Consider the following 16,907-nt stretch of genomic DNA (forward strand, 5'->3'; position numbering starts at 1 on the left):
TTAGTTCTTAGTATTTAGAGTTTAGTGCTTCGGATTTAGCATTTAGAATTTACAATTTATAATATGTCTGATAAATTTATATTCCGCTTTGTAGCGGTGATTACCATAGTAGTGATAGCGCTGGTTGTTTTGCTCAACAGGCACTTGATACCGGGCCCTGCCGTTGCGCCATCGTTTACACCTTATTTGCCCATGCTTAATGCCGTGTTGAATGGCACGTGTACCATACTGTTACTGGTATCGCTGTACTTTATCAGGCAGGGGAATATCCAAGTGCATAAAAATCTGAATATCCTCACTTTTAGCCTGTCGGCATTATTCCTGATATCGTACGTGTTGTTTCACTACCTCATGCGTAACGAGATCTTATACGGCGATATCAATGGCGATGGCTTGCTGTCTGATTCAGAAAGAGCCGCTGCCGGTGGCATGCGTACTTTGTACCTGTGTATCCTTACCCCGCATATTATACTGGCGGCAGGTGTATTGCCGCTTATTTTGCTCAGCTTTCACCGGGGCTTACAGATGCAGGTGGCCAAACACAAAAAACTGGTACGCTGGACTTTCCCGATATGGTTGTATGTAACCGCATCTGGCGTTATTGTTTATTTAATGATACGGCCTTATTATCATTTTTGATCGGATGGTATCAAGTAGTTAGTATCAAGTATCAAGACAGGAGATCCGCGATTTTAAACATTGTGCATAAAGAAAAGATGAAAATATCAATACGCTAAAGTAAAAAGTCTTGATACTTGATACTCGCTACTTGATACTGATAAACCACTTGCTGCGACATGAATAATTAGTTAAATTTGCCCGTATGAAAACAGGTTTTAAAATTATATTGTTTGTATTTGCCCTGGGCCTTATGGTTTGCAGCAGGCAACCTGTAAAAGCTCAATGCGCGCAATGCGCCGCCACGGTTGAAACCAATGCCAAAAACGGTGGTAATGCTGCCAAAGGTTTAAACAATGGTATTTTGTTTTTATTAGGGGCGCCTTACCTGGCAGCCGGCGTTGTTGGTTTTATCTGGTACAAAAAATATCGCCGTAAAAACGTCGATCTTAATATCCGTAAGGAAAAACTGCATCTGAATTAAGGTGCGCGTTTCGTGTTGCGAGGGTCGCGTGTAATGTTTGACATTCCCCGAACCTCGTTCCTCGAACCCCGACCCACACAACACACAAATCATCATGCCTCCAACTCCCAAATCATGGGCTATGCTTCACTGTAAATGTCCGCGTTGCCGCAGGGGGGATATGTTCCAGGGAGGTGCCTACAGCTTTTCTAATAAAATAAACCTCAATTGCCCGCATTGTAATTTACACTTTGAAATTGAGCCGGGATACTTTTATGCCGCTATGTACGTAAGCTATGCCTTAAATGTAGGCGAAGCTTTGGGCCTGGCCTGGCTCACCTTTCTCATCACCCATAATGCCGATTCGCCCTGGTTGTATCTAAGTGTCATAATTTTGGGTTGCTTTGCATTGGCACCTATAAATTTCAGATATTCGCGGGTACTATTGTTATATTGGTTATCACCCAAGATACATTACCAGCCATATTTAGATACCGATGATAAACCAGGAAAGTCTTGAATTTTTAAAGGATCTCGCAGCAAACAATAACCGGGAATGGTTTTTAGAAAACAAAGGGCGCTATGAAAAAGCCCGCGAAAATGTAATTGAATTTACAGTTGAGCTATTGACCGAAATGCACCGGGTAGACCCGGCGATCGATGAAACACTCGATCCCAAAAAATGCGTGATGCGTATTTACCGCGACATCCGTTTCCGGAAAGATAAAACACCTTATAAAATTAATTTTGGCATCAGTCTGCCCACACAGGGTACAAAGCTTGGCGGAGCTGAATATTATTTGCAGATCCAGCCTGGTGGTAACTCCTTTATAGCCGGCGGATACTGGATGCCCGAAGCCGCGCACTTAAAAGCCATACGTCAGGAAATTGATTACAACGCGCATGATCTGAAACAGATCATTGACTCCCCGGAATTTGTTAAGCTGTTTGGCGATTTCAGGGCGCAGGAGCAATTAAAAACCGCTCCGCAGGGGTACAGTCCCGATAACGAAAATATCGATCTGCTGAAGCTTAAAAGTTTTATAGCCTGGCATAAGATAAGTGATAAAGATATCGTTAAGAAGAACGCGGCGGCACAAATTGCCCAGGACTGTAAGCTTATCTATCCGCTTAACGTTTTTTTAAGGAATGCGATGGCGTAGTTGTTTTTTTTAATTCTAAATACTAAGCTCTAAATCCTAAATTAGGATAAATCCGAATTTGAACATCCGAAACGGCGAAGCCCCTCTTTAACACCATTAAAAATTAATAACTGTTAAAAATCCGAAATAAACATAATCACAATGAAGATCACCTACTACCTGTTAGCCCTGGCTTTGAGTCTTACTTTTTACTCCTCCTGTAAGATCATGTCGCCAAAGGCTTACAAAGCTTTGATTGCCGAGCGAGATTCCTTAACCACCCGAACCGAAACACTGGAAACCCAGGTTTTTCAGCTCAAGGCCGATACCATGCGCCTGCACCGTGAGCTGGCCAGTTTAAGCAATAATAACAGCGCCCTGAACAGTAACCTGAACACAAGCTCGTCAAAATTAAAACGTCTGGCCGCCGATCTGGAAAAACGCGAGGCCCGTTTAAAAGAGGTAGAAGATATTTTGCGTAAACGCGATGAAGCCGCCAATGCGCTCAAAAATAAATTACAACAGGCCTTGCTGGGCTTTCAGCAGAGCGGCTTAACGGTTGATATCCGTAACGGCAAAGTATATGTGTCGCTGGCCGATAAGCTGCTGTTTCCATCGGGTAGTATTGTTATTGACGATAAAGGTAAAGCCGCCCTGAAACAACTGGCCGTTGTACTGAACAAAGAACCCGATATTAACATGGCTATTGAAGGTCATACCGATGATAAAAAGGTAATTAACCTGGGGCAGATCAAAGATAACTGGGACCTGAGCGTACTGCGCGCCACCTCGGTTACCCGCTACTTAACCGAAGTTGAAAAAGTTGATCCGCACCGGTTAACAGCCACCGGCAAAAGCGAGTTTCAGCCCATCGATCCGGCCCCAACCAACGAGGCCCGCGCCAAAAACAGGCGCATCGAAATTGTGCTCACTCCACGATTAGATGAGCTGTATAATTTGATCACCAAATAACCCCCTAACCCCCTGAAGGGGGAATGAAGGGCGCATGTATAAAAATATGTCATTGCGAGGAGGAACGACGAAGCAATCTCCTCGCGTTGCTATTTGAACTGCCATGAACATTGCGTATTTATACAAAAAAATAGCCCAGCGCTCTTATCTTAGAGAGCCGGGCTATTCTGTTAAGAGGAAAAATAGTCACAAACAGATTAATAAATTAATACTTTTTAAAGTTTTTGAAACTGCTCAAAACTGTATTAAAATTTGTTAAAAAATGTTAAAACGATGGTTTTTAAGTATTTTTCGAGCGATTTTTGCTCATTTTCGGGCCGAAAAGTGTTAAAAATTAAGGTTTAAAAAGTTTTATTACATCTCTTTCATCAGGGTATTAAACATCACAAACTTTTCATCAAACTGCTGCTGATGGATAGCCTGGAATTTATGCAGGTGGTTCATATAGAACTGCTGAAACTGCTCAATACTTTCAGCATTATACTGGATGCAATAGGTAACCCCCTCATTCGGCGAATCAATAACCGTTAGTATCTTGTAGGATTGAAAACAGCCCGTAGCCATTATAGCAGGTATATGAACGGTCTTGATCCAGTTAAGCCACTCATCGTGAATGGATTCCTCAATTATTATAGTATCGTTGTATACAATCATGATGGTGCAAAAGTAATTAATTGGTTCATTAGTTCACTAGTTCATTAGTTTATTGGTAAATAGCTCATTTGGGATAATAGGAGTTCAACTAATGAACTAATGAACCAATAAACTAATTACGAATCCGCATTATCGCCCCGCAACAGCCTGAAACGTTTGCGAGCCTCGTTGATCCAGAGGCTGCCAGGGTAGTTTTTAACGATCTTTTCATACCAGACTTTGGCGCTGGCTTTGTCGTCGAGGCGGTTTTCATAAATATCGCCCAGCATAAAAACGGCATCATCGGCCCAGAGGTCGTTTGGGTGATCCTCAGCTATTTTTTTCAGCAGAGGTACGGCGGCGGAATAATTCTTCTGCTGTATCAGTATCCTTGATTTTGACATCAGGATATCGTCGCCCAGGCTGTTGTTCGGGAATTTTTTGTCGATACTGTCCAGCGTCATCACCGCCTTATCGGATTGTTCGGCAAATATCAGCAGATCAGCCCGGGCGTATATTTTCAGAGCATTGCCTACACTGTCGGCAGCGGTATTGTCATTAATCAACAGCTGTAAATTAAGGGCGTCGTTGGCAATTAATTGCGATGTGGCAGCTTTTAACACATTAAGCTGCCCTTTAGCCCAGGTAAAATCGCCCGTGTAGTAAGCAAGCTTGGCATTCCGGAATTTGGCATCCTGGTTAATATCGGTATTGGGGAAATCTTTTTCAACCTGGCTGTATAAGAGGGTAGCTTCCCAAGGCTGTTTATTGATGAGGTATATATCGCCCAGGTCGAGCTTGCAGGAAGCTAATAACTCAGGTCTGATATTGGGAATGTTTACCGCGTCTTCAAGAAGCTTTTGGGCTTCGCTAAGTTTATGCAGTTTAAAAGCCTGTAGGTTAGCCAGTTTCTGCATGGCAAAAACGGTACTGTTGTTACGCCCGAATTCGGTAATCAGATCGGTATAATCCTGCTCCAGACTGGTCAGATCAGCAGGAAGGTATTTGCCCGAGGTTACTTTTAAATTCTTCGTGTTGATGAGCTCGATTTTGGAGGGTATGTACATGGGCGATGTTTTACCCTTGCTAATAATATACTCGTATCCACGGATAGCGGCATCATAAGCTTCATTGGAGTTTAGGGTGCGGCAAAGCTCAAAAATGTTGGTGCCATCGTCATTTTGCCTGCGGCTTAAAGCTAAGGCTTGGTTCAGGGCCTGATCAAACTCCTTTTGTTGCATAAATTGCCAGGTAAGCAGCTCAGCATATATCGTTTGCTGCGGATCTTTTTGTATGCGTCGCAGCAGGTTCGATTTTAGCATATTATAATCGGGACCGCCTTCGTAAATGGTTGAGAATGCGTTTTCGGCCTGAGAAATAAAATTGGGGTTTGCCGGTAAAAAATTCAAGTATTCTTCTGTAAGGTTTACCTTGTCTCTTTTAAAACGGTAAAGATTAATGAGCTCATAAGTAAACGCTTCGTTATTATTGAGCGTTTTGCGGCCTTGCTGAAATATTTTTATCGCATAATCCAGATTAGAACTCTGATAAAACTGACTGGCGAGCATGGATATCTCATTACGATCAGCAGGCAGATTTTTGATCAGGTCGTCATAAATGGCGTCGGCCTTGTTTAGGTTGCCTTGTTGGGTATAAACTGTGCCCAGTGTAATTTGGTACTGATGTTCGTTTGGGTGCTTGCGTACCAGCTTTTTTACCACACTTTCGGCCTCATCAAATTTTTTGAGGCTGAGCAGGGTGTTCACATAGTAGGAGTAATAACCTTCGTTGTTCTGTTTATATAGTTTCTGGTATATTTCCAGGGCTTTTTGAGGTTCGCCATTGGTGGCGTATTGTTTAGCTAATTGCAGGTCATTATCCTGCGCAAAAAGCTGGGTGGTTATCACCAAAACAATAATAACAGTATTTAATAAAGCCCTCATTTGCTCAAAAATAGTCAATTAATAATTACTATGTTTCGGGGAATTTATTTTAATATTATATAACGTTACAGGTGGGTAAAATTGTAGTGACATTTTGATAACATTAAGTTATTTAGCTAATTTGACCAGAATAATAAAATTGGGGTGATTACCATGTTGGGTCGAGTAAGACATCTATTGTTAATTGTTTTTGTACTAACCTTATATTCCTGCAAGAATAAAGTAAGGCCAATTCCTATTGTCGATTTTTTTAAGGCCCCGGAAAAGATGGTTTATAAGCTATCGCCCGATGGCAAGTACGTGTCTTATCTGAAATCGTATAAAGAGAAGAGGAATCTTTTTGTACAATCACTTAGCGATGGTAAAGAGCATATGTTGACCTCTTTTGATGATTTTTCTGTACGCTCTGATTATTTCTGGACCTATAATAATCAATTGGTTTTTAGCCATGAAGCGATTGATTTTGACAGCTTTGAGATGTATGCCATTGACGTGGAATCCCTAAAGCTACGTACTGTACTGACATTGAACAGGGTAAAGGTAGGCATGCTTAACCGCAGTAAGAGCGAACCTGATGTGATCACTATCAAAATGAACAAGCGCGATCCCGCGAATTTTGATATCTATCGTCTCAATATAAAAACTGGCGAATTAAAGCCTTATCTCATCAATCCGGGTAATATAACAGAGTGGTTTCCTGATGCCGATGGTAAGATACGCCTGGTTAAATCATCAGACGGTGTAAATGAAACGATCTCCTACCGAACCGGGGATGATGCCCCTTTTAAGCCTATTATTGAAAATAACTTTAAAAACTCAGTAAGACCAATTGCGTTTACAGGGATAAAAAACTATTTCTACGCCCTATCGAACGTTAACCGCGACAAAATGGCTCTGGTTGAGATCAATGCTGAAGATGGTAAAGAGCAAAAAACTATTTTTAGCTGTAACAAGGCCGACATATTGAATGTAGAATACTCCAGAAATAAGCACCGGGCTGAGTTTGCCTCCTGGGAGGATTCGATACCGCATAAGCACTTCCTGATTCCTGCTGTTAAGCAAATATATAACAGCCTGCTGCAACGGCCCGATTTGAAGGGTAATGAGATAAGAATAATAGATAGGGACAGCGCCGAAAACAAATTTATACTGAATACTTATACTGATCGTAACCCCGGCTCTTATTACCTGTATGAAAAAAACACCGATAAGTTAACCAAATTGGGTGATGTTAACCCGTTTTTAACACGGGAAAAGCTTTGCTCCATGCAAGCTATATCCTACAAAGCGCGCGATGGTTTGCTGCTAAACGGATATTTAACATTGCCCAAAGGTAGTAAACATACAAATTTACCTGTAGTGGTTATACCGCATGATGAGCTTTGGCGCAACCGGGATTCCTGGGGATATGATGAGCGTGTACAGTTTTTAGCTAATAGGGGATATGCTGTTTTCCAGGTGAATTACCGTGGCTCAACGGGATATGGGAAAGCTTTCAGGAGTGCCGGGTTTAAGCAGGTGGGCGGTAAAATACAGGATGATATAACCGATGGTGTACACTGGCTTATAGCGCAAAAAATAGCCAACCCCAAAAAGATAGCCATTTTTGGTAATGGCTTTGGTGGTTTCTCGGCTTTGTATGGTATATCATTTCATCCCGAGCTTTATAATTGTGCCGTTGTACAAAACGGGCTCATTAACTTTTTTACTTTTATTAAGGATGCACCGCCATTTTTAAAGCCCTATTTAAAAATGATATATGAAATGGTTGGTAATCCCGAAACAGATGCTGATCAGCTACGGGCTATTTCGCCGGTGTTTCATACCGATAAGATAAAGGCCCCATTAATTATTTTCCAGGGAGCCAAGGATCAGCGGGCCAACATCAGCGAGCTGAACCAGTTTGTGCGTGAACTGCGTAAACGAAATGTTGATGTTAAATACTTTTTAAAACCCAATGAACGGGCTTTTTTCAAAAATGAACATAACCGCATGGAAATGTACACCGAGATTGAAAAGTTCCTGGATTATAACATGCGGGTTAAACCCTAATATCTTTATTTTGATTTCGGATGTTCGATTTCGGAATTTTTCTGAAGCAGAACTTAAAAATTAACAGAATAATAAATCAAAACAAATCCGAAATCCGACATTTAAAATATGCCTGTACATAAAAATGCTTACCGCAAAAGTTTTTTGCTGATCATCATATTTTTGGTGCTCATATCGGTAACTTTTGTTGTAGCGCTTTTTGTATCGTATAACCTTACGGCAAAATATGTGGAGAATGAATTTGGTTCAAAAAAGATAGAGGTATTGGAGCAAACTATAAAACCTTATTATGATTTTTATCAGAATAAAATACCTGAGATCACCTCTTACCAGGGTTTTTTAGACTCCGCTTCGGCAGCTAAATATGCTGCATCGGTTTTTCATGATTATGCATTTGTGAGAAGTATCGTTTTTTATGATGTACTGATAGGCAGTAAAGCTCCTATCACTATCCGCAGAAATAATCTGGATATCTCTGTCAAAGCGATATATGAATATTGGTATAAAAAAGGGAAGGTGTTTGGGGCTAAAAGGATCAGTCCGTCTGATGAATCTGATTTTAAAGAAATGGCGGTTAAGCTCAATAATTATATCGCTTTTTCTGATACAACCCGTGTATCCAACACTGATGAGTTGTTCAAGACATTTTGGGATGTAAAGCCAAATAAAATCACTTACACTAATATATTGCGGCGAGAGGATATTAAAATATACCGTGATTTACAGCAACGCAATACCGTCAAGGCATCGTACAAACAAAACATGATGACTTTTCATCTTGACCCCTACCGGTTAAAGATAAAAAACACCAGGCATGAGTTGTACCAGAGTGTATCCATACAACCTGTTGTTTATGATCCTGTTGACAGCGAAGGTGATAAGTTGATAACCGAAGTTTCGCTCCCTGTTTCGTTTTCTGATTATAAATTATTTTTTAGTTCGGAGCATGGTTATCTTGCTAATGAAATTAACAAGCGTTTTATGCCCATTGGAGCGATCATTTTACTGATATCACTTTTTTTGGTGCTGATCGGCTGGCTTATTTACCGCAATTTAAATGTCAATATCAAACTGTTTAAATTGCAGTATGACTTTATCAATAATTTCACGCATGAGTTTAAAACACCTGTAAGTGTTATAAAAATTGCGGGATCAAACCTGCGCGGCGACGGGGAGCTTACCGAAAGGCAGCGTAAGCATTATGGCAAAATACTGGATGAAGAAGCCGATAAACTTAATGATCTGATGAATAAGCTGCTGTCCTTTACCCAGTTGGAAAATAAATCCATCACCCTCAAAAAGGAAGAAATAGTGATGGATGATTTTGTAAGCCGGTATACCGAGACGTTTAAAATAAAGTATCCCGACTTTAAATTAAATTGTAAAATAAACGGTGTGGATACTTTTTATACCGACCCTGTATTGTTAGGCAGTGTGTTCCAAAACCTGATCGAAAACGCTTATAAGTACTCGCATCCACAAAAAAAGGAACTGAATATAAATATTGCGCATAAAAAGGGTGATATTGTATTTTCATTTATCGACAGGGGTATAGGTATACCTAAAGAGGAGTTAAATAATATATTTAAGAAATTTTACAGGATAGAAAATCAATATAACCAAAACGGAAGCGTGGGCTTGGGTTTGGCTTTTTGTAAAGAACTGGTTAATTTTATGGATGGCGATATAGTGGTTCATAGTAAAGTTAATGAAGGTTCGGAGTTTATAGTTACGCTTCCATATGAAAATTAAAATATGAACAAAGAAATTAAAATCGCGCTGGTTGAAGATGATGAAAACCTGCGTTTCCTGGTGGCAGAACGTTTACAGTCAGAAGGATATAAAGTACTGGAAGCGGATAATGGCGATGATGCTGAAAGCATTATACTGGATGAACAACCGGATATTGTATTGCTCGACTGGATGTTGCCCGGCAAACCTGGATCACAGGTATGCAGCAGCATTAGAGAAAAAGGCTATGATAAGCTGATCATTATGATGACGGCTAAAGCCCAGGATGTGGATAAGATAGAGGCTTACAACTTTGGCGTATCCGATTATATTACCAAGCCATTTAATATGGATGTACTGGTAGCGATGATCGACAATAAGATCAAATTCTCATTAAATAGTGAGAAATCGGAATCGTATCGCTTTGCCAATATGGAGCACTTGCCCAATACGCATTTATTGATCAGGGATAACCGTAAAATTGAACTGACTATACTGGAGAACAGGATATTGCTTTATTTTCTGAAAAATAAAAACAAGGTGATTAACCGCGAAGAGCTGATGATGGAGGTTTGGGGTTACAATGCCGATGTAAATACCCGTACCCTTGATATGCACATTGTACGTTTGCGTAAAAAGATAGAGACCAATGCCGACTCGCCGCAATATCTGCAAACGGTAAGGGGAATTGGATATAAGTTTGTATATAATCAGTAGCCCCCCGACTCCCTAAAGGGGGAGCTTCTTTGCTAATTAATGGGTTTACATGGTTTACACTTTTTATGGTTAATATTTTTATATATATCTGAAAATAAGATAATATAAAAGTGGGCCTACACTGTAAACCATGTTATTTATTCCTTTGGAGATGGGGGATTTCCAGCCCAAATTTATTGCGAAGATACTTTGTGAAAGATTCAGAGTGGTTTTAAATGCAAGCCGGAGTTTATGTGCTAATAAATTGAATTCGTTGTTCCCCTTTAGGGGGTTAGGGACTTTTTCTATACGCACTCGCCACAATAAAATCAGTAAAAAAAGTTTTTTCATCTACCATAGCATAGTTATTAGTGATGAAATGCATCTTTATCTCTGGTAGCCGGCTGGCTTCAATGCCACAAACCAGCCTGAAAAAAATAAACATGCTTTTCAATAAGAACTGCTGCCACCATCTGCCGGTAAGCTGAAAATCTGCATTGAGCCATAAACCCCTTGTTTTTAGTAAAGTATGGATATGAGTGAATACAGTATGCAAGGTTTGCTCCGTAAAATTATCAAACAGGAAAGGGGTGATCACCACATCAAAATCAGGCGTAAGGTTTACCTGTTCAATGGCGCTTTGAATATAGTGTACCTCGTTGCTGCCCGTGTCTCTTTTTCTTGATAAGTCCATCATCGCTGCTGCGACTTCCACGTAAGTGATATGCAAACCAGAGGAATGTATTTTTGCAAGTTCCTCCAATATCCATCCGGTTCCGCCGCCCACAATAAGTACCCGGGAGCCAGGCTCAATAAAATGCAGCAGATATAATTGAGCGTTTATCAACGCACGGCCATATATCAACCGGGAAAGACGGTCATAAAACAAGGCTGAATTGTTGAAGTTAGCCGCCATTGCTTTAATGGCCAAAAAGGAACCGGAATGCCATCAGGATCACATACTGTAGTATGAGCACGCCGTCCATGTAAAAGAAATAGTAATACTCATTCTTTTCCCAGGCCGATTTAAATATGAGCCAGCCTGTTAAAATAACGGTAGCGGTTAAGGCCCAAAAATCAGTACTAAAGCCGTTGGCCTTGAACAGAAACAATAAAACAACATAGCCGGCAAGCAGAACCTGGCAAAACAGGTAGGCATTTTTTTCGCCCCAGGCAACCGGTATAGTTTTTAACCCCTGCTTACGATCCTCAAACAAATCGCGAATATCAAAAGGAATGGTAAGCGCCCCGATAAACAGAAAGCGCTTGGCAATCAGTATGGTAATATCGTGCATGGAGATATCATTGGTATGCTGGTGTAATAGCTCCAATACCGGGAACAGTACGCAACTTAATGTCCATACCAGCGTGATCAGGAATGGTTTTAAGCCAGGTATATTACGGAGGCCAAATTTATGATCGCCAATAGTGAATAATGGCAGGCCATAGGTAAATGACAGGCAGCCCAGGAAAATGAGCAATATTTTTGATTCGGTAGTAATTAAAAAGAATAAGGGCACGAGGGATAATAAAGACACAATGGTAAAAGTTACCATGAGCCTGTAGTGCGCAAAAAACCAGCGTACGCGTTTATATGGGGATGACTCGGGCTGCTTTGGCCTTGTTACAAGTATACAAAAGTTGTAAATACCCAGGGTTGATGTAAATAACAATGCCAAAACCGGGAACATTGGTTTTTCACCGATGAGTTGAAAGGTGAGCAAGGCCTGCGAAACAGCACAGAGCGACATGAAAATATTACTGAATAGCAGAAAATCAAAAACAGGTTGAAATATTTTTTTCATTTGTTATGAATATCCGCCTGCATTTAATCTGTTAGGATCGGTATCCCGAAGGTTCCTGGCCGGCTTTTAATGTAAATATCGTAATCTCCGGTAATATTCCAACTCTGCCGGCCAAACCAACAAAACCGTAACCTACGTTTACATATAATTGTTGTTTGCCTTCCTGGTAATGACCTGCCCATTCTTTATAAACATATTTGATAGGGCTCCACTGAAAATGCTCGGTGCGTACGCCAAACTGCATGCCATGAGTATGTCCGGAAAACATGGCATCTATTTGAGGGTACTGAGGTAACACCTCGCCGCGCCAGTGTGACGGATCATGGGATAGCAGCAGTTTCACGGGTAGGTCATCCGTATTTTTGGTAGCCAGCTCCATCCGGCCGTAATTGGGGAACATATTAAGTTCGCCCCAATTCTCGACACCTAAAATACCTATCTCTTCACCTCCTACCTTCAGCCGGCGATGCTCATTAAGCAGCAGATCCCAACCCATGTTTTTATGAGTGGCTATCAGATCGTCATGGTTTTTCTTTTTATCTGCCAATGAGTCCCATTTGCCGTAATCGCCATAATCATGATTGCCTAATGAACTGAAAACACCAAGCGGGGCTTTTACTTTAGAAAAAATGTCCTGGTAATTTTTCATTTCAGAGGCCTGGCCATTAACCAGGTCGCCTGTAAAGAATATGAGATCGGGTTTTTCTTTCAACAATAGTTCAACACCGCCAAGTACTGCTTTTTTATTGTAAAAACTACCTGAGTGAATATCAGATATCTGCCCCAGTTTGATGCCATCAAAGGCTCTTGGTAAATTGGGTAGGTACATTGTTTGATATTTTACATGATAATCATACAAACCTTTGGGCATGCTGATCCTGATAGCCGCCAGGGGTATAGAGCCAGCGAGTAAACCAGCTTTCATCAAAAACTCCGAGCGGGGTATGGCATGTTCTTTAGGTGGTATGCTGATGTCTTCGGGTTTTCTTTTTAACCGGTCGCGCCTCAGCACCAGCATCCGCCTGAGATCGTCGATCATCAGGAAGGGCAAAAAAGATATTTTGCCTAAAAAGATCAGGAAAAATCCCAGTAAAAATGCGGCACGGGCACCCATGCCTACATTGACATAAACAGCCAATAGTAAACCGGCTATTAACGAAACAGAAATAAACCAGTAAAAAAAAGTAAAGTCGCCCGAGTGAGGCAACCTCCATTTTTTAAACGCGCCGCGTATGCCGTGCAATACGTACAGGTCAATAAGCAGCAGTATCGCAATGATCAGTATAATGTTGAGAACCTGTTCTCTCATTTTGTTTTTAGTATCGGGTAGTTTGTATCAAGTAATTAGTATCAAGATTTTTGATTGGTAATGAAAATTTTGTAGCTGTCGTGATACTTGATACTAATTACTTGATACTAAAATAACAACTTGATACTTTTTCAATTAATTAATAACGATCATCATCTAAATCAAGATCGTCTTCGTCATCAGGCTGCAAGTTAAACAAACTGTTAAACATATCGGAGAATGCGAAGCCGTTATCCAGGAAACCTTTGTTGAGCTGCGAAAATTCAGATAGGCCATGCAGCACAAATTCCATCAATAACAGCTGTTGATTCTCGGTTAGGCGCGGATGTATCTTTTTAACCAGGTCTTTAAGGCCTGCAACTTCGTTAAGTGCTTTTTTATAATCCTGTAAAGACAGGTCATCAACTAATGCCAGGTTGTTGCCTTCGCCAAACCAGTTAATGATACTGGCATAGGGGTTAACCCCTTTTGCTTTTTTCGCTTTTTCCGGATCAGGGAAAAACTCCAGCAGTAAACTTTTGATGGCTTTGCCGATGAGGATATTAGCTACTTTTCCAGGGCCTTCCAGTTCGCCTTCATATACCAGTTCAATTTTGCCGGTAATGGCCGGAATAACGCCTAAAAAGTCTGTGATACGTACAAAAGTGTTGGTTTCGTTATTAATGATCATGCGGCGTTCGGCATTGCTGATCAGGTTTTCAAATGCCGAAATAGTTAAACGTGCCGATACGCCCGATTTTTTATCGATGTATTCGGAATTGCGCGCTTCAAAAGCAATCTGCTCTACCAGGTTTTTTACCAGGCTATCGGCTTCAATGTTGGCTTTTTGCTCGTCAGTAAGAGATGCCTCCTGCTGGGTGATCTTACGTGAAATTTCAACCGTGCGGGGATAATGCGTTAATATCTGGCTTTCGATACGGTCTTTCAAAGGCGTAACGATAGAGCCGCGGTTGGTATAATCTTCAGGGTTGGCAGTAAATACAAATTGAATATCCAATGGTAAACGCAGTTTAAAACCACGGATCTGGATGTCCCGTTCCTGTAGGATATTAAATAACGATACCTGGATACGGGCCTGCAGATCGGGAAGTTCGTTGATTACGAAAATACCGCGATGTGCGCGTGGGATCAATCCGAAGTGGATAACCCGCTCGTCTGAATAAGTTAGTTTTAGTGTGGCAGCCTTGATAGGGTCGACATCACCGATCAGATCGGCAACGGTAACATCAGGCGTGGCCAATTTTTCGGTATAACGTTCTGAACGATGAATCCAGCCTATCGGTGTAGCATCGCCCAACTGAGTTACGGCATTATGGCCATACCATGAAATGGGGTTATACGGATCATCAAACAAGTCCGATCCTTCAATATAAGGTATATATTCATCCAGCAGATTCACCAGCAGGCGTGCTATACGGGTTTTGGCCTGACCGCGTAAACCCAGCAATAATATGTTGTGTCTTGACAAGATAGCGGTTTGCAAATCGGGTATAACGGTATCTTCAAAGCCAACAATACCTTCAAAGCCGCCTTCGCGTTTTTTTAATTGGGTAATCAGGTTGGCACGTAATTCATCTTTTACCGATCGACTTTTGTAATCCGTTTTTTTTAACTCACCGAGCGTTTTTATATCCAGTAGTTTATTCATCTAAATGCTTTGTTATAGGTAATTACTAACCTCGATCAGATTTTGATCAGGGTCCCGGAAATAGATTGACCGTATTTTGCCGGTAGCACCGGTACGTTCAAATATTCCCTGTGTTTGTATGTTCTTATTTTCGAGTTCTGCTTTAAGCTGTTCAATAGTGTCTGTTGCGATAAAACAAATATCAATGGCTCCCGGAGTTGGCATATGTGTCTTCGGTTCAAACTCCTTATCCTTTTGATGCAGGTTGAGTTTTTGATTGCCAAATTTTAGCGCTTTTCTACCCCCGGCAAATGTTTCAATTTCCATGCCTAATACGTTAGCATAGAACATGCAGGTTGCTTCTATGTCTATTACGGTTAAAACCAGGTGATCTATACGATCAATCTTCATTTCTTTGATTTCACTGATGCTTTTTTGATTTCACCGATTGTCTTTGTCCTGATTCCTGACTCTAACTTCTTGTATCTGATCTTACCTCACCGATTTTCTTCTGTTTCTGGCATAATCCTCAAAAATATACTCCCCTAAATTATTCAAAGAACTATAAAAAGCCTTGCCACCGTTGGTCTCCGTAAATTTACGAACAAACTGCTGCAAATAGGGGTCTTTAGCTATCATAAAAGTGGTGATGGGTATTTTTAAGCGTTTGCATTGGGCGGCCATATTCAGTGTTTTATTCACCACTTTTCTGTCGAGCCCGATGCTGTTTTTATAGTACCGGGTGCCTTCCTTTAAACAGGTAGGCTTACCATCGGTGATCATAAAGATCTGTTTGTTGTGTGTTTTACGCCGACGGAGCAGATCGGTAGCCAGTTCCAAACCGGCATAGGTATTGGTGTGGTACGGGCCAACCTGTAAATAAGGCAGATCCTGCAAAGTGATGGGCCATGCATCGTTACCAAAAACAACAATATCCAATGTGTCTTTTGGGTATTTGGTACGGATCAGTTCGGCCAAAGCCATAGCCACTTTTTTAGCGGGGGTTATCCTGTCCTCGCCATATAAGATCATGGAGTGCGAGATGTCAATCATCAACACAGTAGAGGTAAGGGTTTTGTAATCCATTTCTTCTACTTCCAGATCGCGTTCGGTCATCATAAAATCGCCAATGCCATGATTAACCTGTGCATTATGAATAGATTGGGTCATGTCTATCTGATCCAAACTATCGCCAAACTCAAACTCCCGGCGCTCGGCATTTTTTTCATCACCCTGACCTGATTGTGGGCTGCGGTGATTGCCTTTACCCGATTTTTTGAGCTTGCCGAAGATCTCTTCCAGTGCTGATTGCCGGATGCTTTGTTCTGTTTTGGCGGTGATGTTAAAACCACCGTTCTGACGATCCTCGTCCAGATAACCTTTTTGTTTTAGTTCATCGATAAAGTCACCCATACCATAATCATCATTGGTAAGGTTGTATTGTTTATCGAGTTCGTTAAGCCAGGCTAAAGCTTCGCCTGCATCGCCCGATGTATAGTTGAGCAGTTCCAGGAATAATTTTAATAATTCGTCAAATCCACCTTTGGGGATCTGGTTTGGCTTAAATTTGGAAAATCCAAAACCGCGCATATCGTGTCCTTTCTTACATAAAGAAACGGATAATTATTATTAAAAGTTTGGTTTGCCAGATACTAAAGCAAATTGTTAGGTAAGTATGACAAAAGGTAGATGTGCAGGTGTGCGGATTTGAGATGTGCAGATTGAAAAGTAAAATGAAAGAGCATGCGCAACTTATAAAATATGTCATTGCGAACGAAGCCTGGCAATTTCCTCGCGTATTGAATAAGAATAGTTACGAGATTGCTTCGTCGTCCCTCCTCGCAATTGTAAAGGTCAGATAATTCGAGGACAGATTAGTGTAACTTAAAGTTATGCGTATTAACACGAACGATCTG

Annotated in this window: 16 protein-coding genes; 8 read left to right on the forward strand and 8 right to left on the reverse strand. The window is 41.1% G+C overall.

Annotated features, from left to right (window positions below):
- Positions 1-63: 63 nt before the first annotated feature.
- The 5 genes from AB6735_RS18185 (at position 64) to AB6735_RS18205 (ending at position 3,195) form a co-directional block, all read left to right on the forward strand.
- Positions 64-639: a DUF420 domain-containing protein gene (locus AB6735_RS18185; protein ID WP_370997255.1), complete on the forward strand. Its 576-nt coding sequence runs from the start codon at positions 64-66 to the stop codon at positions 637-639.
- 184 nt (positions 640-823) lie between these two features.
- Positions 824-1,102 (forward strand): hypothetical protein, encoded by a 279-nt coding sequence (locus tag AB6735_RS18190; RefSeq protein WP_370997258.1) that lies wholly within the window; start codon positions 824-826, stop codon positions 1,100-1,102.
- A 94-nt stretch (positions 1,103-1,196) separates the two neighbouring features.
- Complete coding sequence (locus tag AB6735_RS18195) at positions 1,197-1,601, forward strand: DUF983 domain-containing protein (protein WP_370997259.1); 405 nt, start codon at positions 1,197-1,199, stop codon at positions 1,599-1,601.
- Entirely contained in the window at positions 1,579-2,244 is a 666-nt protein-coding gene (locus tag AB6735_RS18200; RefSeq protein ID WP_370997261.1) for a DUF2461 domain-containing protein, read from the forward strand. Before AB6735_RS18195 ends, AB6735_RS18200 begins: the two co-directional genes overlap by 23 nt.
- A gap of 141 nt (positions 2,245-2,385) precedes the next feature.
- Positions 2,386-3,195, forward strand: a complete 810-nt coding sequence (locus AB6735_RS18205; protein ID WP_370997262.1) for a flagellar motor protein MotB — start codon at positions 2,386-2,388, stop codon at positions 3,193-3,195.
- Positions 3,196-3,549: 354 nt separating this feature from the next.
- Here AB6735_RS18205 and AB6735_RS18210 read toward each other — a convergent pair whose 3' ends face one another.
- Both AB6735_RS18210 and AB6735_RS18215 read right to left on the reverse strand, forming a co-directional pair.
- A complete protein-coding gene (locus AB6735_RS18210) occupies positions 3,550-3,849 on the reverse strand; it encodes a DUF4286 family protein (RefSeq protein WP_370997264.1) in 300 nt (99 codons plus the stop codon).
- Positions 3,850-3,965: 116 nt separating this feature from the next.
- Positions 3,966-5,771 carry a tetratricopeptide repeat protein gene (locus AB6735_RS18215; RefSeq protein WP_370997266.1) on the reverse strand — a complete coding sequence of 602 codons (1,806 nt, stop codon included), beginning with the start codon at positions 5,769-5,771 and terminating at the stop codon, positions 3,966-3,968.
- Between the two features lie 267 nt (positions 5,772-6,038).
- Between AB6735_RS18215 and AB6735_RS18220 the strand changes: the two genes are divergently transcribed.
- The 3 genes from AB6735_RS18220 (at position 6,039) to AB6735_RS18230 (ending at position 10,271) form a co-directional block, all read left to right on the forward strand.
- A complete protein-coding gene (locus AB6735_RS18220) occupies positions 6,039-7,823 on the forward strand; it encodes an alpha/beta hydrolase family protein (protein ID WP_370997268.1) in 1,785 nt (594 codons plus the stop codon).
- Positions 7,824-7,931: 108 nt separating this feature from the next.
- Positions 7,932-9,575 (forward strand): sensor histidine kinase, encoded by a 1,644-nt coding sequence (locus AB6735_RS18225; RefSeq protein WP_370997269.1) that lies wholly within the window; start codon positions 7,932-7,934, stop codon positions 9,573-9,575.
- Between the two features lie 3 nt (positions 9,576-9,578).
- Positions 9,579-10,271 (forward strand): response regulator transcription factor, encoded by a 693-nt coding sequence (locus AB6735_RS18230; protein WP_370997271.1) that lies wholly within the window; start codon positions 9,579-9,581, stop codon positions 10,269-10,271.
- Positions 10,272-10,542: 271 nt separating this feature from the next.
- Here the strand turns inward: AB6735_RS18230 and AB6735_RS18235 are convergent, their stop codons facing one another.
- The 6 genes from AB6735_RS18235 to AB6735_RS18260 form a co-directional block, all read right to left on the reverse strand.
- The gene (locus tag AB6735_RS18235) at positions 10,543-11,166 is read right to left on the reverse strand and encodes a class I SAM-dependent methyltransferase (protein WP_370997272.1); all 624 of its coding nucleotides are present in this window, start codon (positions 11,164-11,166) and stop codon (positions 10,543-10,545) included.
- Positions 11,167-11,170: 4 nt separating this feature from the next.
- A complete protein-coding gene (locus AB6735_RS18240; protein ID WP_370997274.1) occupies positions 11,171-12,055 on the reverse strand; it encodes a hypothetical protein in 885 nt (294 codons plus the stop codon).
- Between the two features lie 31 nt (positions 12,056-12,086).
- Positions 12,087-13,364 (reverse strand): metallophosphoesterase, encoded by a 1,278-nt coding sequence (locus AB6735_RS18245; protein ID WP_370997277.1) that lies wholly within the window; start codon positions 13,362-13,364, stop codon positions 12,087-12,089.
- Between the two features lie 139 nt (positions 13,365-13,503).
- Entirely contained in the window at positions 13,504-15,012 is a 1,509-nt protein-coding gene (locus AB6735_RS18250) for a sigma 54-interacting transcriptional regulator (RefSeq protein ID WP_370997278.1), read from the reverse strand.
- A 12-nt stretch (positions 15,013-15,024) separates the two neighbouring features.
- Positions 15,025-15,402, reverse strand: coding sequence for a VOC family protein (locus AB6735_RS18255; protein WP_370997279.1), 378 nt, complete (start codon positions 15,400-15,402; stop codon positions 15,025-15,027).
- Between the two features lie 81 nt (positions 15,403-15,483).
- The gene (locus tag AB6735_RS18260; protein ID WP_076378770.1) at positions 15,484-16,581 is read right to left on the reverse strand and encodes a VWA domain-containing protein; all 1,098 of its coding nucleotides are present in this window, start codon (positions 16,579-16,581) and stop codon (positions 15,484-15,486) included.
- Positions 16,582-16,907: the final 326 nt, after the last annotated feature.

Origin of the sequence: Mucilaginibacter sp. RCC_168, from assembly GCF_041355315.1 — a bacterium.
In the GTDB taxonomy this organism is placed as follows: domain Bacteria; phylum Bacteroidota; class Bacteroidia; order Sphingobacteriales; family Sphingobacteriaceae; genus Mucilaginibacter.